The following is a 22,620-nucleotide window of genomic DNA, read 5'->3' on the forward strand; positions in this document are numbered from 1 at the left end:
GCCGCCCCTTCGAATGGTGCCAACGGTAGCCGAGCCGGGTGGCTGCTGCCTGAGTCGATGCTGCGCACTGGCCGGGAACAAGCTCGGCGCTCATGACCGCGGCGCGGCATCCGACCCGAGCGCCTGGAGTTGATCGTCCGGCTCCGCGACCCCCTCTGGGCCACCAGAGTTCTGCGGAAGAAGACTCGCGACGCTCGCCCCGGGGCGAAGGTCCAGTCGACGAAGCAACTGGGCATTCAGTGCCACGACGACCGTGGATGCGGACATCAGCAATGCGCCGACCTCCATCGGGAGGACAAAACCGATGGGCGCCAGAACTCCGGCTGCGAGCGGTACGGCGATCAGGTTGTAGCCGGCGGCCCACCAGAGGTTCTGCTTCATCTTCCGGTAGGTCTTGCGAGACAGCTCGATGACCGAGAGCACCGATCGTGGGTCATCGCTGGCGAGGATCACGCCGGCGGAAGCGATGGCCACGTCGGTGCCCGCCCCGATGGCGATGCCGACGTCGGCCTGGGCGAGCGCGGGTGCGTCATTCACGCCGTCCCCGACCATGGCGACCTTGCGGCCCTCACGCTGCAATTCGGTGACCTTCGCTGCCTTGTCCTCCGGGTGCACCCCGGCGAATACCCGATCGATGCCGAGGTCATCCGCCACGGACTGGGCGACGGCTTGGGCATCCCCGGTGATCATCACCACCTGTATCCCGAGCGCGCGGAGGGCATCGACGGCTTGACGGGATTCTGGCCGCACCTCATCGGCAAGCCCGATGGCCCCGATCACTTTCGAGTCCCGGAGCACGTGAAGGATGATGGCTCCCTCGCGTTCCCACGCGAGCGTCTCGGGGAGCGGATCGGCGGTGTGGGAGGCGAGCATGCCCGGTCCGCCGACGCTGACCTCGCTGCCGTTCACGACCCCCGTGACTCCGATAGCCGTCGACGCCCGGAAGTCGGTCGCCTTCGGGATCGAGAGACCGCGCGCTTTCGCGGCATCCACGATGGCCGTGGCCAGCGGATGCTCGCTGTCTGCCTCGACGGCCGCCGCGAGTGAGAGCACATCCTGCTCCGAAGTCGGGGCCGTGACGGCCACCCTGGTGACGCTCGGCTCACCCTTGGTCAGGGTTCCGGTCTTGTCGAAGAGCACGGAGTCGACAGTGCGCATGTTCTCCAGCGCCAGGCGGTCTTTGACCAGGACGCCACCCTTCGCGGCTCGTTCCGTGGCGATGGAGACGACGAGGGGGATTGCCAGGCCGAGAGCGTGCGGACAGGCGATCACGAGCACGGTGATCGTGCGGATGACCGCATCCTGTGGTGCTCCGAGGGCGGTCCACACGATGGCGGTGATCACGCCGGATCCCAGTGCGAACCAAAACAACCAGCCGGCGGCAACGTCGGCCAAACGTTGGGCTCGTGACGACGAATTCTGCGCCTCCGAGACGAGCCGCTGGATGCCGGCGAGCGCCGTGTCGCCCCCCACCGCAGAGACACGCACCCGAATGGCGTTGTCGGTGGCCACCGTTCCTGCAACGACCTGGCCGCCGGGACCGCGCGCGACCGCCCGGGATTCGCCCGTGATCATCGATTCGTCGACGTCCGCAGTGCCTTCGATGACCTCCCCGTCCGCCGGGACGCGGCCGCCGGGTCGCACGATGACGAGATCCCCGACCACCAGTTCAGCGGGCGAGATGATCACGATATTTTCGCCGTCGATGCGTTCCGCCTCATCCGGCAGCAGTGCCGCAAGCGACTCCAGGGCGGTGGATGACTGTGCGAGGGACCGCATTTCGATCCAGTGGCCGAGAAGCATGATCACGATGAGGAGGGCGAGCTCCCACCAGAAATCCAACTGACGATCGATGATGCCGAGACTGGCGGCCCACGATGCGACGAACGCGACCGTGATCGCCAGCGCGATGAGGAGCATCATTCCCGGCTTGCGCGCTCTCAGCTCTGACACCGCACCGGTGAGGAACGGGCGCCCGCCCCACACGTAGAGCACGGTTCCGAGGACGGGTGATATCGACGCCACAAAGAAGCTGTCGGGCAGTGTGTAGCCCAGGATCATTGCGAACATGTCGCTGAATGCCACGACGGGAACGGCGATGACGAGCATGATCCAGAACAGGCGTCGGAACTGACCGACGTGGTCGCCATGGCCGGCGTGGCTCGTCGCGCCCGGCGAATCATGTTCCGCGACTGCTCGGGGGTGATCGGTTTCGAGAGAGTGGTGTACTGGCTGATCGTGTGAGGGGGCCATCACCGAAATATATACCCCCATGGGGTATATATCAACCGCGCGATCATCATCCACATGTCATCGGCGCCGTCAGGGTTCCCTCAGGGCGGGATCTCTCCCGCTCTAGTCCGTGACGGTGAGTTGGGTGTACATCCCCGCTGCGTAGTGACCGGGGAGATTGCAGACCAGCTCATAGCGGCCCGGTTTCAGCGTGATGCTCATCCAGCTCGCATCGCCGGGCAGGATCCCTTGCCCCGCGCCCTCTCCGCAGCCCGTGGATGCCTCTCCCAGGCTGCCCGCCTCGTCGATCTTCGCGTCACCGCCGATCGACCGCGTGCCCGCGATCCGGGTGTCGGGGAGGGGCAAGACGACCATCTCGTGGGAGACAGTGCCCCCGTTCGTCGCGAGAAATGACACCGTGCCCGACCGCACCGTCGCACGGTCGGCCTGCAGGCGCATGGCCCCTCCCGGCATCCGTGCGGAGTTGCCCATCATGGGTCCTCCCGTATTCGTCAGCGTGACGTTCACGGTGATTCCCGGGAGGGTGGGAATCGTGCATCCCGACGCGCTGCCGGGCTGCCCGCCTGCCAGCGCGCCGACGGCCACGAGAGATGCCCCGGCGAGTAACAGCGTGGCCGCTATTCCGGTGATTGCCACCGCTCGGGATGACCACTGCCTGACCGGTATCACTCCGGTCTCCGCAACGCGGCACGACGGGCCAGGTATTCGGTTTCGTCGATTTCACCGCGGGCGAAACGCTCGTTCAGGATGCGTTCGGCGTCATGATGCAGGGGGTGCGCGCCGTTCATCCGCTCGCCGGAGCGAGGGTTCCGCACGAAGAAGAGGATGACGGCGACGACTCCTCCCCAGAACAAGACCATCAGCACCGCCATCGCGATCCAGCCAGCGATTCCCGAGCTGCCGCCACCCCATCCGCACATGTCGCGCCTCCGTTGATCTGAAACCTAGCCTTCTGTGCGGTCACGGACAGGGTCGTAAGTCCCAATAGGGCACGGGCGAACCACAGGCCGGCCGACCCTCTGGGTGCCGTCCGCAATGAGCATCGTGCAATAATCTGCGTATGGATGCAGATAAGCGGATATGCGGCAGGGAACCCGACAGCCAATTCGTGGAACTCGCTGCGGAAGTGTTCTCCATGCTGGCGGACGCCACGCGCGTTCGGCTCATCCTCGCCCTCCGCGACGGCGAACAGTCGGTGAACCAACTCGCCGAGACGCTCGAGAAGTCGCCGGCGGCGGTGTCGCAACACCTGGCAAAGCTGCGGCTGGCCCGCTTCGTGACGACCCGGCAGGAAGGCACCCGCGTCTACTACCACCTCGAGAACGAGCACGCGGCGCAACTCGTGTCGGATGCCATCTTCCAGGCGGAGCACTCGCTCGGCGGGACTCCGCGTCATCATCACGAGCGGGATGAGGTATCCGAGTGACCGAGCATTCCCACGCGCACGTTCCGCACGAGCACGAGCACGAGCACGAGCACGGCCACGAGCACGGCCACGACCACGACCACGAGCACGAGCACGGCCACGGCAGCCACTCGCATCCGACCGGTCTCAAAGGCTTCCTCTACGGGTTGTTCGTTCCTCATAGCCACGATGCGGCCGATTCCATCGACGATGCCCTCGAGGCCAGCTCCGCAGGGGTGCGGGCGCTCAAGATCAGCCTGTTCATCCTGCTCGGCACGACACTCCTGCAACTGGTCGTCTTCATCATCAGCGGCTCGGTGGCACTCCTGGCCGACACCATCCATAACTTCGCCGATGCCCTGACCGCGGTTCCCCTGTGGATTGCTTTCGTGCTCGGACGCCGGATGGCCTCGCGCCGATACACCTACGGGTACGGTCGCGCCGAGGATCTCGCCGGACTCTTCATCGTTGCCGTCGTCGCGCTGTCGGCCGTCGTTGCGGCCTGGGAGTCCATCAGTCGCCTGGTGCACCCCGAGACGATCCACAATCTCTGGTGGGTCGCGGTCGCCGGCCTCATCGGGTTCGCCGGAAACGAGGCGGTCGCGATCTATCGAATTCGTGTCGGGCAGAAGATCGGATCCGCGGCGCTCGTCGCAGACGGTGTGCACGCTCGATTGGACGGTTTCACCTCGCTTGCCGTCGTTCTGGGCGCAGTCGGTGTGATGCTCGGCTTCCCCCTGGCGGATCCGATCATCGGACTCCTGATCTCGGCGGCGATCATCGTGCTGCTGTGGGGAACCGTGCGCAGCATCGGGCGACGCCTCATGGACGGGATCGAGCCGGAGCTGGTCGACAGGGCCGAGCGCGCACTGGCGCGGACGCCGGGCGTGCTCGCAGTGCCCCACGTTCAGCTGCGGTGGGTCGGCCACCGGCTGCGGGGATCGGCCACCCTCGCTGTGGCTGACGTGTCAGTGTCCGAGGCGGATGTCATCGCCCACGACGCGGAGCATCTGCTGGGGCATGAAATGCCCAACATCGACAACATGGTGATTCGTGTCACAGCCTCGTCGCCACACCCGGGGGTTCACCACCACTAGCGAGCACGCGCACGGTGTCTCGATCGAGCGCGTGCGCGGCGCCTGATCCGAGGGGTCCCATTCGCGTCCGCGGAGGCGGATGCGGCGCTCCTTGACACGGTGCGGATTCGGATGTCGACTCGGTTCACCCGCTGACCGAGGATGTCAGTGGCCCGAACCGGCCGAGGAGTACTGAGATGAGCACCATCGTCGTGCAGGCTTTCATCACCCTGGACGGCGTCGTCCAGGCCGGCGGGGGCCCGGAGGAGGATCGCGAGGGTGGCTTCGAGCACGGCGGGTGGACCTCGGAGTATGACGAGCGCGACGTGCGTGGCGAGATGGCGGAGATCATCCGGTCCTGGGAGAGCGCAACCGAGGCTCTACTGCTCGGCCGCAAGACCTACGAGATCTGGGCCTCCTCCTGGGGCGTCTGGGACGAGAACGACGCTGGATTGAAGGGGGAGCTCAACAGGAGGTACAACCGCGTTCCCAAATACGTCGCCTCCCGCACGCTCAGCGAGCTCGGTTGGCAGATCTCGCACCTTCTCGGTGCGGATGTCCCGGCTGCGGTGCGCGCGCTTCGCGATGAGCCCGGTGGCGAAATCCGCGTCTGGGGAAGCACCCGGCTGATCCGCACGCTGGCCGAGCACGACCTGATCGACGAATACCGGCTCGCGGTGTACCCGATGGTGTTGGGCACCGGCAAGAAGCTGTTCCCCGAGGGGTTTCCCCGGGTGAGCCTCTCCCGCGTCGAGACCCGAGCTCTGGCATCCGGAGTGCAGGTCACCACCTACCGTCGCTCAACCTCCGCCTGATCCCCTGCCGCAGAGTCTCAGGCAACGACCTCGTTCAGCTTGCCGGTGGCGACGTCGAAGACGAAGCCACGCACAGAGTCCCGGAACGGGATGAACGGGCTCGCCGCGATTCGCGCGATCGACTGCTTCACGTCTGCGGCCTCATCCGGAAATGACTCGGCGGCCCACGCGGGTCGCAGGCCCGTGTCATCCTGGATCGACTGCTTGAAGGCGTCGTCCGTGAAGGTCAGCATGCCGCAGTCGGTGTGGTGGATCAGGATGATCTCCCTCGTGCCGAGGAGCCTCTGGCTGATGGCCAACGAACGGATCTCGTCCTCGGTGATCACCCCACCGGCGTTGCGTATGACGTGCGACTCGCCCTCCTCCAGCCCGAGTACCCGGTAGACATCGATGCGCGCATCCATGCAGGCGACGACAGCGATGTGCTTGCTCGGCGGCAGCGGCAGGGGGCCGGAGAACTGCGCGGCATAGGCTTCGTTGTTCTTCAGCAGATCGTCGGTCACGCTCATCGGGTTCCTCACTTCGGGGTGTCGACCGGATCGGGTCACCCCAAGCTTCGACCGATTTCGGCAGCCGAGGGCTGTTGTTACCGAGCCTTACGGTTTACGTCGCAGTGTTACCCAGCACCTGTGCGCACATTCAAGCCCCTGACCCCGACTATTTCCGCGCGTACCGTGCTGGGCATGGCACTCACCCAGTACACCTTCGGCAACCCCGTCACCCGCTACCCCGACATCAGCCCACCCGAGCAGCATCAGGACGGGCCGGGAGTGGAAGACGCCCAGAGTCCGGCCCCGGATGTCGGCGAAGACAGCTACGTCGGGAGCGGCCGTCTCACCGGTCGCAAAGCCCTCATCACCGGCGGGGACTCGGGCATCGGCGCCGCCGTCGCTATCGCCTTCGCCAGGGAGGGAGCGGATGTCGCGATCTCCTACCTCGCATCGGAGCAGGAGGATGCCGACCGCACCATCCGACTGATCGAAGCGGCCGGGAGAAAGGCGGTCGCCCTTCCCGGGGATATCACGGATGCCGCGCGCTGCCGCGACCTCGTCGCGCACGCCGTTGAGCAACTCGGTGGCCTGGACATCGTCGTCAACAATGCCGGAAAGCAGCAGTTCGCCGAGCATCTGCTCGACATCACCGACGAGCAGTTCGCCGAGACATTCGAGACCAACGTCTTCGCGATGTTCTGGATCACGAAGGCCGCCCTCCCACACCTCGCGCCCGGATCGACGATCATCAACACCTCATCGATCCAGGGCTACACGCCGTCGCCGCTGCTGGTCGACTACGCCTCGACCAAGGCCGCGATCAACACCTTCTCCAAGCCACTGGCGCAGCAGCTCGCCCCGCAGGGCATCCGCGTGAACGTGGTGGCGCCCGGGCCGATCTGGACTCCGCTGCAGACCGCGGGCGGCCAGCCGCCGTCGGCGCTCCCGACAACGGGGGAGGAGACGGCGCTCGGTCGTTGGGGGCAGCCCGCAGAACTCGCCCCGGCCTACGTGTTCCTCGCCTCACCGGAGTCGAGTTTCGTCGTGGGGGAGACGCTCCACGTCGACGGGGGAATGCCCAATCCCTGACGCGCTGCTGAGACTCGGGGCCTCGCCACCCGATTGCTCGACCTAACGCCGGCCCTCGGTGACCTCGACACCCAGCCACCGCGCCAGCTCGGAGATCTCGCCTCTCACCATCTCGTCCTCCTCCGGGTCGAACGGCAGGAATTCGTGTACGGCGGCGATCCGCAGCACGCTCTCGGTGCGATCCATCTCTGCCTCCAGCATGCCGACGAAGCGATCGCCCATCAGGATGGGGTGAGCGAACAGGCCGTACTTGCGCTGGGGCTTCGGCTTGAACTGCTCGAGCACGTACTCGAACTCGAAGATCTCACGAAGTCGCGGACGATCGAAGAGCAACGCGTCGTAGGGGTTGAGGAAGGCGACGCGCCCTCCGGCGTCTTGGTCGAGCGTCGCGAGTGCCGCCGGGTCCACCCGCCAGGTGGAACGCAGTCCCTCGATCCGCACCGGCTCGCCGGCCATTCCGACCGGTGTCCAGGGGGACTTCTGCCGGGCGATCCCGGCGGCCTGGAGTCGTCTCTCGTCCCACTGCCGCTCGGCCTCTTCAGGTTCCAGCTCGGGCAGGTCGGTCGGGTAGACGCGCTCGGCGAGGTCCCAGCGGCGGTGCCTGCCCTCGCGGCCGACGATGGCTACCTCGCCCTGTCGGCTGAGGAAATCCAGCATGATCGGCACCTGGTTGGACCCGAACCATCCATCCGGCGGCCGCGTCACGTCGGCGGTATCGGGAATGTCGCTCGCGAGAAGCGGACCCTCGGCGCGAAGCCGCGCCAGCACCTCCGACCGGAAGCGCGAGTTAGCATCGAGCCACTGCCGGGTTCTCTCCCGGCGAGGCCATTGCCGCATCGCGGGAAGCATCAGCGGCAGAAGGCTGACCGGGCGGAACGCCCCGTCAAACTCGAACAGCAGGTGATCCCGTTCGACGGCATCCTTCAGTTGGCCGGGTTCATAGGCGTAACCGATGCGCGACCACAGCACGGTGTGTTCGCAGGCCGCGATGACCCGGGTCGGATCGATCTTGACCGCGCCGAGCTGTTCGGCGACCTCTATGACATCGCCCGGCCGTTCGGCATCGAGCAGCTGGGATCGCACCGCGATGCGGCGGGCGTCGTCGAGCGTGAGCACTCGAGGGCTCACCATGTGCACCTCCCCGTCGCGGATTGATCGGGCCTTCATCGGCGTCCTCCTATCATCGTCCCCATGACCGACGGTGAGTCCGCAGCCGTCGAAGCGATGTTCAGCCCGCGCCTTCAGGTTCGAAAATCCTCCCGACGTCTATCCGTCTCCTGAGCGATCCAACCCCGTGGCTGCGACGAAGGTGCATCTTTACTGGTAGTTCGATGACAAAACATGCACTGAGTGCATCGTTGCACTTAGTGTGAGCGTCGTGATCATGTCCACGGCACCCGATCGACGGGCCGCTCTCAAAGAGCGCCATCGTTCGGCGATCCTCGCGGCGGCCCATGATCTCGTTCAGGAGCGCGGCGGTCCCCGGTTCAACGTCGACGAGCTCGCCGAGCGAGCGGATGTGGCCAGGCGCACCGTGTTCAACCATTTCGCGTCCGTCGATGAAGTGCTCCTGGCCCTCTCCGCCGAAGAGCTCGAGGTGATCATCGACGAATTCATCGCCGCCGTCGCCGCCAGCCCGGTCGGCGATGGCAGTCGAGCATCGATGTTCACCGAGCTCGCCGAGATGTTGCAGCATGTCGATCTGCCCACGGTGATCGCCTCTGTCGTGAAAGTCCTCGGCGTCGAGGATGCCGACGATGCCCGAGGGCGCGCGCTCACCGATGTGACCTTCGCCCGCGCCGCCGAGCGCCTCTTGCGTGAGGTCGCCAGGCGCTACCCGGAGGCGGACACTCTCGACACCGAAGTGCTCGTCGGCTCCCTCATGAACGGTGTCGTCGTCATCGCGAAGCGCTGGCTCGAGGATTCGGCCGGACGCACCGATCCCGCGGCGCGGGCCGACTGGGACCGCCTGCTCGCCCGGCTCACCGACACCATCAGATCTGGTTATTCCCCCACAGTTTGATATCGCGGGGTGCACCGGCGCGCCCCGTTCCGCACGACAGCACCGCACTCACCACACCCTGCACTCACCACTGAAAGGAACGAGGGTTCGACATGGCCGGCCTCCTCTATCGCCTCGGACGATTCTCTGCACGCCGTCACTGGACGGTCATCGTCACCTGGGTGGTGATCATCGCCCTCGCGGGAGTCGGATACGCACTGTTCGCGGGCACGCCGTCCCCGTCGATCAGCATCCCCGGCACGGCGACGGCCAAAGTGCAGGATGAACTGAACGCGAAGTTCCCCAAGGCGAGCGGCGGAAGCGGCAGCCTCGTGCTGGAGACGACCTCGGGAAAGGCCTTTACCGAGGCCCAGAAGGCGGATGTCACGCAGCTTCTCGCAGACATCGCCGACATGAGCGGGGTGAAGTCGGCCAACAACCCGTTCACGACGCAAGCGACGCTGGACGACAACCGGCAGCAGGTCACGGATGGTCGGGCGAAGATCACCACTGGCAAGGACCAGCTCGCGGCAGCGCAGGCACAACTGACTGCGGGCCAGGCGCAACTCGACCAGGCCCAGCAGCAGCTCGACGCAGCGAAGGCCGCGGCTGCGGGTGCACCCGCAGCCGCGCAGGCACAGCTCGAGGCGCAGCAGGCCGGGATAACCGCCCAGCAGTCGAGCCTCACCGCGAACCAGTCGACCCTCGATGCCAACGCGAAGACCCTCGACGATCAGAGCACCAAGCTCGAACTCGGATCCCAGCTTCTCGACCTGTCGTCGAACATCCGTTTCGTCTCGAAGGATGACAGCAGCGCTGTCGCCACCATCCAATTCACCAAATCGACCAACCTCGTCTCTCCCGCGCTGAAGACCGCGGTCGAGAAGAAGGCCGAGGCCGGCGTCGACGGGGTGAAGGTCTACGTGTCGCAGGACATCGCCCAGGGCGTTCCGAGCATCCTCGGCCCGGGTGAGGTCGTCGGTGTCATCGTCGCGGCGATCGTGCTCATGGTCATGCTGGGCACGCTCATCGGAGCGGCCCTTCCCCTTCTCAGTGCCGGCGTCGGACTCGGCGCCGCGACCCTCGGCGCCATGGCGTTCTCCGGCATTGTGCAGTTCAACTCCGTCACGGTCGTGCTCGGCGTGATGCTCGGCCTCGCGGTCGGAATCGACTATTCGCTGTTCATCCTCAACCGGCATCGCACCCAGTTGAAGCAGGGGATGCCGCTGCACGAGTCGATCGGACTGGCCAACGGCACGTCCGGCAATGCGGTGGTCTTCGCCGGCACCACGGTCATCGTCGCGCTGCTCGCGCTCAACATCACCGGCATCCCCTTCCTCGGGCTCATGGGAACCGTCGGCGCTGTGGCGGTCGCGGTGGCCATCCTGGTGGCGATCACTTTCACCCCGGCGATGCTCTCGCTCGTCGGACTCCGGATCCTGCGCAAGAAGGAACGCCTGGCCATCGGGCACGCGAGCGCCAAGCGAGTGCCGAACACTCCGATGAAGACCTGGCGCGCGATCGTCACGCTGGTCGTCGGCGTCGCGGTTCTCGGCGTCATCGCCCTGCCCGCCATGAACATGCGCCTCGGACTGCCCGTCGGGTCATCGGAGGCCACAACCTCGAGCCAGTACAAGGCGTACAAGACCCTCGAAGACAAGTTCGGCGCCGGGCAGAACAGCCCACTTCTCGTCGTCGCAGATCTGCCCGCGGCCGCTACGGGGGACGAACTCCAGCGCCAGGAGATCGCGATCGGAACGAAGATCACCTCCGTGGGCAATGTGGCAGCGGTCGCTCCGATCGGCGCATCGACGGATGGCACGGTCGTCGCCTTCCAGGTGATCCCGAAGGGAGGCCCGTCGAGCGTGTCGACGGAGGCTCTCGTTCACGATCTGCGCGATCTCTCTCCGATCTCGTCGGGATCCGGAAAGATCACCCTGGGGGTGGCCGGCAACGCGAGTGCGAACATCGACGTGTCCGAGAAGCTCTCCGCGGCGCTTCCGATCTACCTCGTGGTGGTCGTCGGGCTGTCGCTGCTGATTCTGATCCTGGTGTTCCGCTCGATCCTCGTGCCGATCACCGCGACGGCGGGCTTCGTGCTGTCGCTCCTCGCCACCTTCGGCGGGCTCACCGCGATCTACCAGTACGGATGGCTCAGCGCGGTGTTCGGAGTGCACGATCCGGCGCCGATTCTGAGCTTCCTTCCCGTGATCGAGGTCGGGGTGCTGTTCGGTCTCGCGATGGACTACCAGCTGTTCCTGGTCTCCGGCATGCGGGAGGCTTACGCCCACGGGGCCCCGGCGAAGATCGCGGTGCAGCGTGGCCTCCATGCCGGTCGATCGGTGGTGACGGCGGCGGCCATCATCATGATCTCGGTCTTCTCCGGATTCATCTTCTCGGAGTCCTCCACGATTCGCCCGATCGGTTTCGGGCTGGCCTTCGGAGTGCTCCTCGACGCCTTCATCGTGCGGATGCTGCTCATCCCGGCCGCGATGCACCTGCTCGGAAAGTCGGCATGGTGGCTTCCGAAATGGCTGGACCGCATCATCCCGGACGTCGACGTGGAGGGCGCGAAGCTCGAGCGAACGCATCCTGTCTCGCACGAGAACGAGGTGGTGGACCTTGCTGTCGGCGAGGATTCGGCTCCACGGCATCCGGCCCACCGGGCGTGAGTTCGCGCTAGCGGCGGTCAGCCCTCGGGCATGATCAGGCAGAACGGATGCCCGGCAGGGTCGAGGTACACGCGAAACGTGGGCGTCTCTGATCCTGCCTTGGTCGCTCCGAGCGCGAGCACAGCCGCTTCGGCGACCTCGAAGTCGTCCACCTTCACGTCGAGATGCATCTGCTGGGGGACGTCCTGACTGGGCCAGCGCGGAGGCGTGTAGCGCTCCACCTGCTGGAACGCGATGAGCGGGCGACCTCCGCCGGGCGGGGCGATCTCGGCCCAGTCGGAGTCGAATCCGACGATCTCGGCTCCGATCAGTTCGGCGTAGAACCGGGCGAGCTGCTGGGGCTCTGGGCAGTCGATGATGAGAAGTTCAAGGGTTCCGATCATGAGCAGAGGCTACTCGGCAGCTGCGACATCGGGGGTGCGTCGTATCGACCCGGCGCCGGTCGCGCCATAATGGCGGGGGAAAAGGAGTTGCCGTGGACATGCGACTGGAACTGGTACCCCTGCGTTCGACCGACGTGGACCGCAGCAAGGTCTTCTATGTCGATCAGGTCGGCTTTCTCGTCGACCACGACGTCGAGCCGGGCAATGGCATGCGAGTCGTGCAATTGACCCCTCCAGGATCGGCCTGTTCGATCGCCATCGGCGTGGGTTTCGTCGATTCGGATGCGCCGGCAGTCAACGGCCTCCACCTCGTCGTGGACGACCTCGATGCCGTGAGGGAAAGGCTTCTCGGCACCGGAGTGGAGGTGTCGGGAATCAGCGACATGGGCGGCGTGCGCTACGCCTACTTCAGCGACCCGGACGGCAATTCCTGGGCGCTCCAGCAGATCTCCCGCTAGCCGGACTCGCGCTCGACGCCCGACCCGTCTCCCCGCTTTCACCCATAGGGGTCGCCAGGCACGCCGAGGACACTGTTCGGAATCCTGCGCCTCGGTGGGAGGGGCGCCCATTCGGCACCGGATGTCCGGCCGCTACTTCAGCGACTGGTGTGGTGCGGTGAAGGCGATCGAGTTCGCGGTGACTCCGATGAGGCCGAGCGTCACCCGCAGCATCGTCGGCGGCAGTTCGTCGCCCGGCGGTGGCGTGTTCGCGAGAAGGGTGAGTGCTGTGCCATCGAGCAGGGATGCCGTGAGCGAGTCGAGATAGACCTGCACATCCCCCTTCAGCTGCATCGTCGTGGCATTGGTCACTAAGGACGGACCTGTCGCCTTTCGCACATCGAGCAGGAAGTCCTTCACGGTGACACCGTCGGCGACGATCTTGAGCGCTGTCGTGCGGGTGCCGTTCGCCAGCGGCACCGTGACGACGGTCACGGAGTGGAGCCCCGAGATCGAGATCGAGGAGCCGCCGAGCTGAGCGGCGGGCAGGGTGAACGTCGGGGCGCCCGCATCCGGCACCCCGATGACCGGTGCCGGGGGTGTCCCGGAGGTCGCTGCGGGTGGCAGGCCGATCCCGCCGGGGAGAGGCACGACCGGGTCGGGACTCGGTCGAGGACTCTTGCTCGGTGCGGGTGACGGTTGCCCTGACCCGCACTGCATGAGAACCGGGATGCACATGCCCGCGCCCGGCACTCTCGCCGCCCCGATTCCCGAAAGGGCGACGACGAGCACCGCCGCGACCAGAAGAGTCGCGGGTGCGGGCCGGCGCGACCGCCCCGCGTTCAGGATCGACTCGGTTCGACGGGGGCCTGTTCCCTCACGGCCGTGGACGGCTCCGCGGTCTCGTGACGTGCCGCCCGCGGCATCCAGGCGACGATCAGGATGCCACCGACGGCACCGAGAAGCATCCCGATGAAGAATCCGCCCAGGTTCACCCCCACGAGGGAGTAGACCGAGATCGCGAGCACGAGCACGCCGTAGAAGATGCGGTGCACCGGCATGACGGTCGCGAGGATGCCGAGCAACACCATCAGCAGCGGGATGATCGTGGCCTGCAATCCCTCGATCCCCACCTGCACGTGGATCTTGCCCACGTCCAACTGCCCGGAGAAGAACATCTCCACCCCGGCGAGGGCGGCGAGCAGCCCTCCCGCGAACGGCCGGTTGCGTCGCCAGGCCGAGAATGCGGCGCGACGGGCGGCCACTAGAAGCACCCCTTAGTGCCATCCGTGAGCTGGAGGTGCATTCCGGTGAGGGTGAAGACCGAGGCCTGGGTCGACCACGCGGTCTGCTGCAGCCCGACGATCTTGAGGGCGTCGGCATCCTGCGCGAAGTCTCCCGCCGTGCCCTTGTGGCTGGTCTTCACGGTCGAAGCATCCACCCCGATGCGGATGTTGTTGAAGGTGGAGTCGCCCTTGAGATCGGTCATGCCGATCTGGAGGTCCGTTGCCGTCGCCGGCTTCCCGCCGCCACCCGCGGTGATGAGCAGACCGACCTTGCCGAGCGGGGTATCCGTCACGACGGACTGGCACAGATCGGCCAGGTCGGCGGATGCGATGTTGGCGATGGCCACCTGGTGGGGCTTGCCGGCGGTGTCGTTGGTGACCCCCGCGTACTGGGAGAACCCGGTGCCGTCGAGCTGGGAGGCACTGATCTGAAACTGGCTGCCGGAGACGGCGAAGGTCACCGGCACGGCGCCGTTGGCCACTCCGCCCATGAGCACCGTGGCGACGACGGCCACCGGTACCGCCGCGAGCACGATGCGACCGGTGTGCGTCCCTGTGAGGTTTCGGATGTTCATAGATCCTCCTTGATCCAGACCACATGACAGATGTGGTCGCTATAGGAAGAGCGACGCGACACGGGCGCAACTATGACGCGGATCCGGAAAAGTATTCTGCGGATGCCCCGGAACCGCCATCCGCAGGGGTCAGAAGTCGAGCAGGTTGCCCCGCGCACCACCCGTGCCGTATTCGCGGCGCAGCACCCCTCGCTTGCGCAATTCCGGCACAAGGAGATCGAGGTATCCGTGCACGGTCACCGGGTGGAGGTCTCCAGAGAAGATGAAGCCGTCGTTGTCGGCGTCATCCCCGAGACGCTGGATGAAGTCCGCGACCTGCTCGAGGGTGCCGACGAAACCGGTGCCGTCGGCGATGCGCCCCTTGCGGGCCTTGCGCACGGCGAGGTCGCGCAGGGTCTGTGTCTCGAAGCTCTCCGAACCTCCGAGCAGACCCTTGATCGTGCCCTGGGAGACGTGCTGCCCGAAGACCGAGATGTCCAGTGGCTTGTCGAGATCGAGGATGGTGAGATCCGTCTCGAGGTCGCTCGACTGGCCGGCGAGCACCGCGCGCACCTCGGCATCGGAGGGATGCAGCGAGGCAGCCACCACGCGATCCACCTCCTCCTGGCTCGCTACGATCTCCGGCTTGAAGACGAACAGGATCTTGATGTCTTCGGCTCGGCGGCCGCGCGCGATGGCGGCCTCGTGCACCTTTGCGCGATAGGCGCGCACACTCTCGACGGTCAGTGGGGCGAGGGCGAGCTGCACGTCGGAGTTGCCTCCGGCGAAGGACAGACCGCGTCCAGAGCCGCCGGGGGAGACGATGAGCGGATCGCCCGCGTCGAACGGAACGGCGTTGAGCGGCCCGTCAAGGGTGAAGTACTCACCCTCGTGGTGGAAGGCATCGATGCGACCGGCGTCGGCGAAGCGTCCGGTCGCGGCATCCTCGACGAGGGCGCCCTCGTCCCAGCTGTGCCAGAGGCGGCGCACGACGGTGAGCCACTCCTCGGCCCGATCGTAGGCACCGTCATGAGACAGTTCCTCCAGACCGAAGTGCCGCGCGCTCTTCACGTCGGTGACCAGATTGATGCCGAACCGGCTGTCGCTGAGGTGCTGGAGGGTGGCGAACTGTCGAGCGGCGAGATAGGGCGGATAGGCCCCGGCGTTGATGGTCGGCGCGATCCCGATGTGCGAGCTCGCCTCGAAGAGGTAGGGAGTCAGCAGCAGCGGATCGAGCTTCGGCCCGCCGTAGGCCGCGCGCACGCGGAGGTCGAGCGTCTCCGGGGAGCCAAGGGAGAGGGCATCCTCGATGATCAACAGGTCGAGCCCGGCCTGCTCGAGCTCGCGGACGGACTGCTGGTAGAGCTTCGGCGAGGTCCAGCGATAGTTCCACTGGTAATCGGGGCGACCCCACCCCTGCGGTCCGAAGCCGCGGCCGAAGAACCAGCCGAAGTGTTGGAGTCGTGTCATGGTGTTCGTCTTCCTGTGGGGCCGCGTGTGCTCCTCGACACTAGGTCGATCCCCGTGGTGGGCGGGGGAATGTGTCGCCGTGTGAAGAGGTGGATTGTCCGCTCGGGCTCCCCGCCGTAGCGTGGGCGGCTCACCCAGAGGAGAATTCCCGTGACATCCACCCCCTTGCCATTCGGCAGCGTGCATTTCGGTTTCGACACCGACCAGGTGCATGCGGGCGAGCAGATCGGCGATGGGCACGGCGCGCGGGTCACCCCGATCTACCTGACGGCCGGGTTCGTCTTCGACTCCTTCGACCACGCACGCGACCGCTTCGCCGGCCACGACGGAGCCTGGACGTATTCGCGCGTCGGCAACCCGACGAACGTGGTGGTCGAGGATCGCCTCACCGCCCTCGAACACGGTGTGGGATCGCTACTGGTCGGGAGCGGTCAGGCTGCGCTGACCGTCGCGATGCTCGGCATTCTCAAGTCCGGAGATCATTTCCTCGCAACGCAGAGCCTCTACGAGGGCACCAAGACGCTCTTCCGCGAGAACTTCGTGCGGTTCGGAATCGAGGTCGAGTTCGTCGATGATCCCCACGATCTCGCCGAATGGCAGAGTCGGCTGCGGCCGACCACGCGCGCGGTCTTCGCCGAATCGATCCCCAACCCCAAGAACGACCTGATCGATTTCGACCTCGTCGCGGGCTTCGCCCGGGATGCCGGGGTGCCGTTCATCGTCGACAGCACGGCGGCGACGCCGTATCTGCTTCGCCCTCTCGACCATGGCGCCTCGGTGGTGGTGCATTCCGCGAGCAAGTTCCTCAGCGGCCACGGTGCTTCCCTCGCCGGGGTCATCGTCGACGGCGGCACCTTCGACTGGGCGCGGTATCCACAGAAGTTCCCGCAGTTCTCGGCACCGCTGGCCGGCGATGGAAGCGACTCGATGGTCACCCGCTTCGGCAGGAGGGCATTCATCGAGTACGCCCGCACCGTGATCGCGGCCCGGCTCGGCCCGGTTCTGTCGCCGTTCAACGCGTTTCTTCTGCTTCAGGGACTCGAGACCCTCTCGTTGCGGGTGGAGCGTCATTCGCGCAACGCGCTCGCCGTGGCCGAATGGCTCGAGCAGCAGCCCGAGGTGGAGTCTGTCGACTACCCCGGTCTCGCATCCAGCCCACACCGCGCGCTCGCCGAGCGCTATCTGCCGCGCGGCGCCGGATCCGTCTTCGGATTCACCCTGGCCGGCGGAATCGACGACGCCCGTACCCTCATCGACTCGGTCGAGCTCTTCAGCCGAATGACCCACATGGGCGATGTGCGGTCGATGATCCTGCATCCGGGCACGACCTCGCACGCGCAGGTATCGGCGGCCGACCGGGCGCGTTTCGGCATCGACGACGGACTGGTGCGCCTCTCCGTGGGAATCGAGGACGAAGCGGACCTCATCGCCGATCTCGACCGGGCCTTCGCCGCACTGCGCGCCGCCCGCGTGCTCGCCGAGGTCGGCTGAGCCGGCCCTCGCCTGCGCCGCCGGGCATCCGTCCCGCCACGACCGATCGATCGAGCCTGGTCTCCCCGCGAGGAGGTGTCTAGCGCGCGCGCAACCGCGGCGCGAGGTCCCGCTCGAACGATTCGAGGAAGCGGGCCTGGTCGTGACCGGGTGCGTGGAATACCAGGTGATTGAAGCCGGCATCGATGTATTCGCCGATCTTCTCGGTCGTTTCGTCGGGGTCGGAGCCCACGATCCAGCGCGTGGCGACCTGCTCGATCGGCAGGGCATCCGCCGCCTTCTCCATCTCGATCGGGTCGGTCAGGTCGTGCTTCTGTTCCGCCGACAGCGACAGCGGTGCCCAGAAGCGGGTGTTCTCGAGAGCGAGTTCGGGATCGGTGTCATAGGACAGCTTGATCTCGATCATGTGGTCGATCGCCGCGACATCCCTCCCCGCCTTCTCGGCACCGGCGGCGACAGCGGGGATCAGCTTCTCGGTGTAGAGGTCCATCCCCTTGCCGGAGGTGCAGATGAAGCCGTCCCCCGCACGACCGGCGTACCCGGCAACGACCGGACCGCCCGCGGCGATATAGACGGGGACGCCACCCTCCGGCCGGTCGTAGATGCTCGCGTCGTGCGTGGAGTAATACTCGCCCTCGAAGTTGACGCGGTCGCCATTCCACAGCTCACGCATGAGGGACACCGCCTCGCGCAGCCGGGCGTACCGCTCCTTGAACTCGGGCCAGTCCTGCTCGCCGGCCCCACGAAAGCCCGTTGCCACCTCGTTGAGCGCCTCGCCCGTGCCGACTCCGATCATGATCCGCCCGGGATAGAGGCAGCCGAGAGTCGCGAAGGCCTGCGCCAGCACGGCCGGGTTGTACCGGAACGTCGGGGTCATCACCGAGGTGCCGATCTGGATTGAGGAGGTGCGTTCGCCGACCGCGGCCATCCAGGCGAGCGAGAACGGCGCGTGTCCACCGGTGTGGCGCCAGGGCTGGAAGTGGTCGCTGACCGCCACGCTCTCGAAGCCGTGGGCTTCCGCAGCGACGGCGATCTCCACGAGCTCACGTGGGGCGAACTGCTCCGCGGATGCCTTGTAGCCGAGTTTCAATGGCAGGGTGAGTGCAGACATGGGGCTCGATTCCTGGGGGTGGGGAGGTATCCCTCCATTCTGGTCGTGGCGACCGTGAGTAAACACCGGGAATCCCCACCAGACGTATCGTTTCTTTCGGAGGCGTTCGCCTCCCCGGCCGGAAGGGCCCCATGCATCCCACCAGTCCTGCCCAGTTCGAGGCGTCGCGCTCCGGCACGATCCCGCAGCCGGAGCTGGTGCGCGATGATGTCTGGGCCGTGGCTCAGCAGATGCCCGGCGGCTATCTCCCCTATTCCCTGCTCTACCTGCTGCGAGACTCCGACGGCGCATTCCACGTGATCGATCCGGGTTGGGATTCGCCGCACAACTGGTCGGCCCTCCGCGAGGTGCTCGCCGGCCTCGGCGCCTCTGTTGCGGATGTGCGCTCGATCACCTCCACCCACCTGCACCCCGACCACATCGGCATGGCCGAGCGGCTGCGCGAGGCATCCGGGGCCCCGCTCCAGCTGCACGAGACGGAGGCCGCCGCGACCGGCTCTCCCTTCGATGGCCCCGGAGACACGGATACGGTGAGGCTGCAGCTCGACGCCTGGGGCGTGCCCGAGTACCGCCGCGCCGAGATCCTGAGCATCACCGCCCAGGCCTCGGGCTTCGTACCGCCCCCCGCAGACCGCACCCTCGTCGACGGCGAGCGGCTCGACATCCCGGGCTTCGACCTGCGTGGCATGCTGACACCCGGCCACACCTCCGGGCACCTGTGTCTTCGTGAGGACGAGCGATCACTGCTGTTCACCGGTGATCACCTCCTGCCGATGATGTACGCCGGACTCGGCCTCGGCGCCCCGAGCGTCACCAACCCCCTCGCCGACTATCTGACCAGCCTCGACCGGGTGCGGGATTACCCCGACCACGAGGTGCTGCCGGGCCATGGCTACCGCTTTACCGGGGTGGCCGACCGGGCGACGGAGACCGCCGAACACCACCGGCGCCGGTCGCGGGAGGTCGCCGCAGTGCTCGCGGATGCCCCGGACTCCAGCACGTGGCAGATCGCCTCGTCCCTCACCTGGTCGGCGGGTTGGCCCGGGCTCGTGGACTTCCTGCTCTACTCGGCCCTCGCCCAGACCGAGATGCACCGCGACTACCTCGCGGGAGCGGCCGGCTGAGCATTCAGGATCAGGCGGTCAGGATGCGCAAGGCCGCCAGCTCGTCCTCGATCTGGCCACCCTCGTGGGCATTGAACGGCCAGACCGCGATCTGCTTCTCGCCGCGATACGCGTTGAAGGCGGCGAACACGGTGGACGGCGGGCAGACCGTATCCATCAGGGCGGTCGAGAACCAGGCCGCGGCGGTGGCGCGCCGGGCGAAATTGACCCCGTCGAAGTAGCCGAGCGTGTTCTGCACGGCCGCGGCCTTTGCGCGATGCACGGCGAGGTAGCGCCCGATCTCGCGGTAGGGATCGCTGTCGGTGATCGTGATGGCGCGCGGGAAGTCGCAGAGGAAGGGCACGAACGGGAATACCGCTCGCAGGCCGTCGACCAGGCCCGCGACGGCGAGAGCGAGCCCGCCGCCCTGGCTGAATCCGAGCACCGATATCCGGGTCGCGTCGATCGCCGGCAACGATCGCGCTGCCTCGATCGCCCGGACGGCATCCGTGATCACCCGGCGGTAGTAGTAGGTCTCCGGGGTTTCGATACCCCGCGTCATGAATCCGGGGCTGCTGGGGGCCGAGCCGTGCGGGTCCGCGGTATCGCCGGGACTCCAGATGGACCCTTGTCCGCGGGTGTCCATCTGCAGGTGCGCGAAACCGGCCGATGACCAGAACAGGTTCTCGACGGCATGACCGCGACCGCCGCCGTACCCGACGAACTCCACCAGCGCAGGGAGCGGCTGTGTGATCCCCGCGGGCAGGCGAAGCCACGCGTGCACCCGGTGTCCGCCGTATCCGGAGAAGCTCACGTCGAAGACATCGATGGTGCGCAATCCCGAATCGACGGGTGCCACGGTCAGCGCGAGATCGAACCCGCGCGACTCGGCGAGGGTCGCGTCCCAGAACGCATCGAAATCCGGTGGGTCGACCTGACCGCTCTCATAGGACCGCAACTGGGCTTCGGGCAGATCCGTGAACATCGTCGTCCTTCGAGAATGTGCGGTGCCGCGACCGGTTCTAGACGGTCAGGCGGATGAAGAGTGGCGAGCCCCACAGGCTGCCCACGTGCTCCACGTAGCGGCCCGGGCGAGGCGAGTTGTACATTCCTCCGGCGCCGTCGTAGATGCCCACGTGCTGGCCGGGCCAGTAGACGAGGTCGCCGGCGACGGCATCCGCCTTGCTGATGCTCACTCCGAGGCGAGCCTGGTGGTCGGCTCCGCGCGGCAGGCTGATGCCGAATCCGGCGAAGACATACTGGGTGAATCCGTCGCACGAGAAGCTGGTCTGCGGGCTGTTGCCCGTGCCGTAGGGCACGACACCCACGAACTGGGCCGCGTAGTCGAGCACCGCCGCTCCGCTGTAGGAGGGGGCCGGGGGGTTCACGGTCACCCCGCTGAAGCGATTCGCAACGGGAGCCTTACCGACCGCGGCGACGATCACGACGGGCGGAGGCTTGGTCACCGAGTACCCGTCGCGGGAGGGGGCGACGAGCGCCACAGAGGAGACAACCGAAGCCGTCTGGACCGTTGCCGGGCGGCCGGTGACCGCGGCCGCAGAGCCGACGACGGCATACGCGGGGATGGCTACAGTCGCGATGAGAGCGCCCGTGGCCACAAGGGCACCGAGCTTCGCGGCGTAAGAAGTCATCCCGACAGGCTAGCCCACGGCCTCCCAAAAGTCTCATTCTGATAACGAGACGCCCGCGAACTGGGGCGTTCCGAACCGGTTTCGGGGGTGATCAGACCGGTGCGCCTCACTTCTCCAAAGAAATATCGCGACACGCCGAAAACACTAGATGTAGTGGAATGACAGGAGTGTCATTCCGGTTATATAGTAAGAACCCACGACGGCACCGATTGTGAACAAGCGGTGACGGAGTACCAAACTTTCCGCACTTTCCACCCATCAGCTTCAGGAGGCTCCCATGGACAACGACAGCAGCTTCATCGGCGGATACGCAGTACCGGTCGACCCGATGGACGACCTGCAGTGCGACAGCTGCCAGTAAGTCTCGATACAGAAGGGAAGCCCCGGCCACCAGCGATGGTGACCGGGGCTTTCTCTTTTAGGGGCCGCCGTCGTTAGGCTCTCTCCGTGCCCAAGGAAACCGAATGACCGTGAACCCCGAGCTCGCCGGCCGGGTCTTTCCGCCGACCGAGCCCTACCTCGTGGGGCGGGAGAAGATCCGCGAGTTCGCGCGCTCCGTCTTCGCCACCAACCCGCTCTGCTTCGACGTGAGCGCCGCCCAGGCTGCCGGCTACAGCGACCTCGTCGCACCGCCCACCTTCCCCGTCGTCGTGCAGGAGCGCACCCTGCACCAGTTGCTCTCCGAGCCGGATGCGGGCATCGACTTCTCGCGCGTGGTGCACGGGGACCAGCGCTTCAGCTTCAGCCGCCCGATAGTGGCGGGCGATGAACTCACCGCGACCCTGACCGTCGCGAGCATCAAGTCGCTCGGCGGACACTCCATGGTCACGGCCGAGTCTTCCATCGTCGGGGCGGACGGCGAGCACGTCGTCACCGCGATCTCCACCCTCGTCGTGCGGGGTGACGAATGAGCGGCATCACGGCGTCGTCCCTCGAGATCGGGCAGGTGGTGGCCGAAGCCGAGTTCGCGCTCAGCCGCGACTCGCTCGTGCGTTACGCCGGGGCATCCGGCGACTTCAACGCGATCCACTACCGCGACGATGTCGCCCAGTCGGTGGGCCTCCCCGGCGTTCTCGCGCACGGGATGCTCACGATGGGCCTCGCGGTGCAGCCGGTCGTCGACTGGATCGGCGACCCCGGACGGGTGCTCGACTACCAGGTGCGCTTCACCCGGCCAGTGCCCGTGGACGCCGCGGAGGGGGCGATCGTGAACGTCACCGCCAAGGTCGGCGCTCTCGAGGCTGACGTCGCGCGCATCGACCTCACCGTCACCTTCGACGGCGCAACGGTCCTCGGAAAGGCGCAGGTGCGCGTGAGCGTGGCCTGATCA

24 protein-coding genes are annotated in these 22,620 nt (G+C 66.6%); 11 read left to right on the top strand and 13 right to left on the bottom strand.

What is annotated here, in order from left to right:
* Positions 1-90: 90 nt before the first annotated feature.
* From VLI63_RS13045 to VLI63_RS13055, 3 genes are all read right to left on the bottom strand, one after another.
* Positions 91-2,253, bottom strand: coding sequence for a heavy metal translocating P-type ATPase (locus tag VLI63_RS13045; protein WP_409157276.1), 2,163 nt, complete (start codon positions 2,251-2,253; stop codon positions 91-93).
* A 102-nt stretch (positions 2,254-2,355) separates the two neighbouring features.
* Complete coding sequence (locus tag VLI63_RS13050; RefSeq protein ID WP_409157277.1) at positions 2,356-2,889, bottom strand: sulfocyanin-like copper-binding protein; 534 nt, start codon at positions 2,887-2,889, stop codon at positions 2,356-2,358.
* A 29-nt stretch (positions 2,890-2,918) separates the two neighbouring features.
* Positions 2,919-3,173: an SHOCT domain-containing protein gene (locus VLI63_RS13055; protein ID WP_409157278.1), complete on the bottom strand. Its 255-nt coding sequence runs from the start codon at positions 3,171-3,173 to the stop codon at positions 2,919-2,921.
* 140 nt (positions 3,174-3,313) lie between these two features.
* On the opposite strand from VLI63_RS13055, the gene VLI63_RS13060 reads away from it, so the two are divergent.
* The 3 genes from VLI63_RS13060 to VLI63_RS13070 all read left to right on the top strand — a co-directional run bounded on the left by VLI63_RS13060 (position 3,314) and on the right by VLI63_RS13070 (position 5,549).
* Entirely contained in the window at positions 3,314-3,679 is a 366-nt protein-coding gene (locus VLI63_RS13060; protein WP_409157279.1) for an ArsR/SmtB family transcription factor, read from the top strand.
* Positions 3,676-4,755 (top strand): cation diffusion facilitator family transporter, encoded by a 1,080-nt coding sequence (locus VLI63_RS13065; protein WP_409157280.1) that lies wholly within the window; start codon positions 3,676-3,678, stop codon positions 4,753-4,755. Before VLI63_RS13060 ends, VLI63_RS13065 begins: the two co-directional genes overlap by 4 nt.
* Before the next feature lie 176 nt (positions 4,756-4,931).
* On the top strand, positions 4,932-5,549 hold the full coding sequence (locus VLI63_RS13070) for a dihydrofolate reductase family protein (RefSeq protein WP_409157281.1): 618 nt from the start codon (positions 4,932-4,934) through the stop codon (positions 5,547-5,549).
* Between the two features lie 17 nt (positions 5,550-5,566).
* Here the strand turns inward: VLI63_RS13070 and VLI63_RS13075 are convergent, their stop codons facing one another.
* Positions 5,567-6,058 carry a beta-class carbonic anhydrase gene (locus VLI63_RS13075; protein ID WP_409157282.1) on the bottom strand — a complete coding sequence of 164 codons (492 nt, stop codon included), beginning with the start codon at positions 6,056-6,058 and terminating at the stop codon, positions 5,567-5,569.
* 174 nt (positions 6,059-6,232) lie between these two features.
* Between VLI63_RS13075 and VLI63_RS13080 the strand changes: the two genes are divergently transcribed.
* Positions 6,233-7,129, top strand: coding sequence for a glucose 1-dehydrogenase (locus tag VLI63_RS13080; RefSeq protein ID WP_409157283.1), 897 nt, complete (start codon positions 6,233-6,235; stop codon positions 7,127-7,129).
* A gap of 42 nt (positions 7,130-7,171) precedes the next feature.
* Here the strand turns inward: VLI63_RS13080 and VLI63_RS13085 are convergent, their stop codons facing one another.
* Positions 7,172-8,296, bottom strand: a complete 1,125-nt coding sequence (locus VLI63_RS13085; protein ID WP_409157284.1) for a DNA glycosylase AlkZ-like family protein — start codon at positions 8,294-8,296, stop codon at positions 7,172-7,174.
* 217 nt (positions 8,297-8,513) lie between these two features.
* Between VLI63_RS13085 and VLI63_RS13090 the strand changes: the two genes are divergently transcribed.
* Both VLI63_RS13090 and VLI63_RS13095 read left to right on the top strand, forming a co-directional pair.
* Positions 8,514-9,152 carry a TetR/AcrR family transcriptional regulator gene (locus VLI63_RS13090; RefSeq protein ID WP_409157285.1) on the top strand — a complete coding sequence of 213 codons (639 nt, stop codon included), beginning with the start codon at positions 8,514-8,516 and terminating at the stop codon, positions 9,150-9,152.
* A 92-nt stretch (positions 9,153-9,244) separates the two neighbouring features.
* Complete coding sequence (locus tag VLI63_RS13095; RefSeq protein WP_409157286.1) at positions 9,245-11,803, top strand: MMPL family transporter; 2,559 nt, start codon at positions 9,245-9,247, stop codon at positions 11,801-11,803.
* 17 nt (positions 11,804-11,820) lie between these two features.
* On the opposite strand, the gene VLI63_RS13100 is transcribed toward VLI63_RS13095, so the two are convergent.
* The gene (locus tag VLI63_RS13100) at positions 11,821-12,186 is read right to left on the bottom strand and encodes a VOC family protein (protein WP_409157287.1); all 366 of its coding nucleotides are present in this window, start codon (positions 12,184-12,186) and stop codon (positions 11,821-11,823) included.
* Positions 12,187-12,284: 98 nt separating this feature from the next.
* Between VLI63_RS13100 and VLI63_RS13105 the strand changes: the two genes are divergently transcribed.
* Positions 12,285-12,644, top strand: coding sequence for a VOC family protein (locus VLI63_RS13105; protein ID WP_409157662.1), 360 nt, complete (start codon positions 12,285-12,287; stop codon positions 12,642-12,644).
* 132 nt (positions 12,645-12,776) lie between these two features.
* Here the strand turns inward: VLI63_RS13105 and VLI63_RS13110 are convergent, their stop codons facing one another.
* From VLI63_RS13110 to VLI63_RS13125, 4 genes are all read right to left on the bottom strand, one after another.
* Complete coding sequence (locus VLI63_RS13110; protein ID WP_409157288.1) at positions 12,777-13,274, bottom strand: hypothetical protein; 498 nt, start codon at positions 13,272-13,274, stop codon at positions 12,777-12,779.
* A gap of 191 nt (positions 13,275-13,465) precedes the next feature.
* Positions 13,466-13,888: a DUF6114 domain-containing protein gene (locus VLI63_RS13115; protein ID WP_409157289.1), complete on the bottom strand. Its 423-nt coding sequence runs from the start codon at positions 13,886-13,888 to the stop codon at positions 13,466-13,468.
* Positions 13,888-14,484 carry a DUF6230 family protein gene (locus VLI63_RS13120; protein WP_409157290.1) on the bottom strand — a complete coding sequence of 199 codons (597 nt, stop codon included), beginning with the start codon at positions 14,482-14,484 and terminating at the stop codon, positions 13,888-13,890. The genes VLI63_RS13115 and VLI63_RS13120 overlap by 1 nt, the downstream gene beginning before the upstream one ends.
* Before the next feature lie 129 nt (positions 14,485-14,613).
* Positions 14,614-15,933 (bottom strand): LLM class flavin-dependent oxidoreductase, encoded by a 1,320-nt coding sequence (locus tag VLI63_RS13125; RefSeq protein ID WP_409157291.1) that lies wholly within the window; start codon positions 15,931-15,933, stop codon positions 14,614-14,616.
* Between the two features lie 150 nt (positions 15,934-16,083).
* Between VLI63_RS13125 and VLI63_RS13130 the strand changes: the two genes are divergently transcribed.
* The gene (locus tag VLI63_RS13130; protein ID WP_409157292.1) at positions 16,084-17,424 is read left to right on the top strand and encodes an O-acetylhomoserine aminocarboxypropyltransferase/cysteine synthase family protein; all 1,341 of its coding nucleotides are present in this window, start codon (positions 16,084-16,086) and stop codon (positions 17,422-17,424) included.
* 79 nt (positions 17,425-17,503) lie between these two features.
* Here the strand turns inward: VLI63_RS13130 and fgd are convergent, their stop codons facing one another.
* Positions 17,504-18,535 carry a glucose-6-phosphate dehydrogenase (coenzyme-F420) gene (gene fgd, locus VLI63_RS13135; protein ID WP_409157293.1) on the bottom strand — a complete coding sequence of 344 codons (1,032 nt, stop codon included), beginning with the start codon at positions 18,533-18,535 and terminating at the stop codon, positions 17,504-17,506.
* Positions 18,536-18,666: 131 nt separating this feature from the next.
* Between fgd and VLI63_RS13140 the strand changes: the two genes are divergently transcribed.
* On the top strand, positions 18,667-19,659 hold the full coding sequence (locus VLI63_RS13140) for an MBL fold metallo-hydrolase (protein WP_409157294.1): 993 nt from the start codon (positions 18,667-18,669) through the stop codon (positions 19,657-19,659).
* A 10-nt stretch (positions 19,660-19,669) separates the two neighbouring features.
* Here VLI63_RS13140 and VLI63_RS13145 read toward each other — a convergent pair whose 3' ends face one another.
* Both VLI63_RS13145 and VLI63_RS13150 read right to left on the bottom strand, forming a co-directional pair.
* Positions 19,670-20,623 carry an acetylxylan esterase gene (locus VLI63_RS13145; RefSeq protein WP_409157295.1) on the bottom strand — a complete coding sequence of 318 codons (954 nt, stop codon included), beginning with the start codon at positions 20,621-20,623 and terminating at the stop codon, positions 19,670-19,672.
* Between the two features lie 37 nt (positions 20,624-20,660).
* Complete coding sequence (locus VLI63_RS13150) at positions 20,661-21,290, bottom strand: C40 family peptidase (protein ID WP_409157296.1); 630 nt, start codon at positions 21,288-21,290, stop codon at positions 20,661-20,663.
* Positions 21,291-21,754: 464 nt separating this feature from the next.
* Between VLI63_RS13150 and VLI63_RS13155 the strand changes: the two genes are divergently transcribed.
* Positions 21,755-22,201, top strand: coding sequence for a MaoC family dehydratase N-terminal domain-containing protein (locus VLI63_RS13155; protein ID WP_409157297.1), 447 nt, complete (start codon positions 21,755-21,757; stop codon positions 22,199-22,201).
* Positions 22,198-22,617, top strand: coding sequence for a MaoC family dehydratase (locus VLI63_RS13160; RefSeq protein WP_409157298.1), 420 nt, complete (start codon positions 22,198-22,200; stop codon positions 22,615-22,617). The genes VLI63_RS13155 and VLI63_RS13160 overlap by 4 nt, the downstream gene beginning before the upstream one ends.
* The last annotated feature ends 3 nt before the right edge of the window (positions 22,618-22,620 follow it).

Origin of the sequence: Lacisediminihabitans sp. H27-G8 (assembly GCF_046156175.1) — a bacterium.
In the GTDB taxonomy this organism is placed as follows: Bacteria; Actinomycetota; Actinomycetes; order Actinomycetales; family Microbacteriaceae; genus Lacisediminihabitans.

What these genes read in the sequence shown, in the direction of transcription:
- VLI63_RS13045 (WP_409157276.1), bottom strand. Translation starts at nt 2,253, where the DNA reads ATGGCCCCCTCACACGATCAGCCAGTACACCACTCTCTCGAAACCGAT.
- VLI63_RS13055 (WP_409157278.1), bottom strand. Translation starts at nt 3,173, where the DNA reads ATGTGCGGATGGGGTGGCGGCAGCTCGGGAATCGCTGGCTGGATCGCG.
- VLI63_RS13060 (WP_409157279.1), top strand. Translation starts at nt 3,314, where the DNA reads ATGGATGCAGATAAGCGGATATGCGGCAGGGAACCCGACAGCCAATTC.
- VLI63_RS13070 (WP_409157281.1), top strand. Translation starts at nt 4,932, where the DNA reads ATGAGCACCATCGTCGTGCAGGCTTTCATCACCCTGGACGGCGTCGTC.
- VLI63_RS13075 (WP_409157282.1), bottom strand. Translation starts at nt 6,058, where the DNA reads ATGAGCGTGACCGACGATCTGCTGAAGAACAACGAAGCCTATGCCGCG.
- VLI63_RS13080 (WP_409157283.1), top strand. Translation starts at nt 6,233, where the DNA reads ATGGCACTCACCCAGTACACCTTCGGCAACCCCGTCACCCGCTACCCC.
- VLI63_RS13085 (WP_409157284.1), bottom strand. Translation starts at nt 8,296, where the DNA reads ATGAAGGCCCGATCAATCCGCGACGGGGAGGTGCACATGGTGAGCCCT.
- VLI63_RS13090 (WP_409157285.1), top strand. Translation starts at nt 8,514, where the DNA reads ATGTCCACGGCACCCGATCGACGGGCCGCTCTCAAAGAGCGCCATCGT.
- VLI63_RS13095 (WP_409157286.1), top strand. Translation starts at nt 9,245, where the DNA reads ATGGCCGGCCTCCTCTATCGCCTCGGACGATTCTCTGCACGCCGTCAC.
- VLI63_RS13100 (WP_409157287.1), bottom strand. Translation starts at nt 12,186, where the DNA reads ATGATCGGAACCCTTGAACTTCTCATCATCGACTGCCCAGAGCCCCAG.
- VLI63_RS13105 (WP_409157662.1), top strand. Translation starts at nt 12,285, where the DNA reads ATGCGACTGGAACTGGTACCCCTGCGTTCGACCGACGTGGACCGCAGC.
- VLI63_RS13120 (WP_409157290.1), bottom strand. Translation starts at nt 14,484, where the DNA reads ATGAACATCCGAAACCTCACAGGGACGCACACCGGTCGCATCGTGCTC.
- VLI63_RS13125 (WP_409157291.1), bottom strand. Translation starts at nt 15,933, where the DNA reads ATGACACGACTCCAACACTTCGGCTGGTTCTTCGGCCGCGGCTTCGGA.
- fgd (WP_409157293.1), bottom strand. Translation starts at nt 18,535, where the DNA reads ATGTCTGCACTCACCCTGCCATTGAAACTCGGCTACAAGGCATCCGCG.
- VLI63_RS13140 (WP_409157294.1), top strand. Translation starts at nt 18,667, where the DNA reads ATGCATCCCACCAGTCCTGCCCAGTTCGAGGCGTCGCGCTCCGGCACG.
- VLI63_RS13145 (WP_409157295.1), bottom strand. Translation starts at nt 20,623, where the DNA reads ATGTTCACGGATCTGCCCGAAGCCCAGTTGCGGTCCTATGAGAGCGGT.
- VLI63_RS13150 (WP_409157296.1), bottom strand. Translation starts at nt 21,290, where the DNA reads ATGACTTCTTACGCCGCGAAGCTCGGTGCCCTTGTGGCCACGGGCGCT.
- VLI63_RS13155 (WP_409157297.1), top strand. Translation starts at nt 21,755, where the DNA reads ATGACCGTGAACCCCGAGCTCGCCGGCCGGGTCTTTCCGCCGACCGAG.
- VLI63_RS13160 (WP_409157298.1), top strand. Translation starts at nt 22,198, where the DNA reads ATGAGCGGCATCACGGCGTCGTCCCTCGAGATCGGGCAGGTGGTGGCC.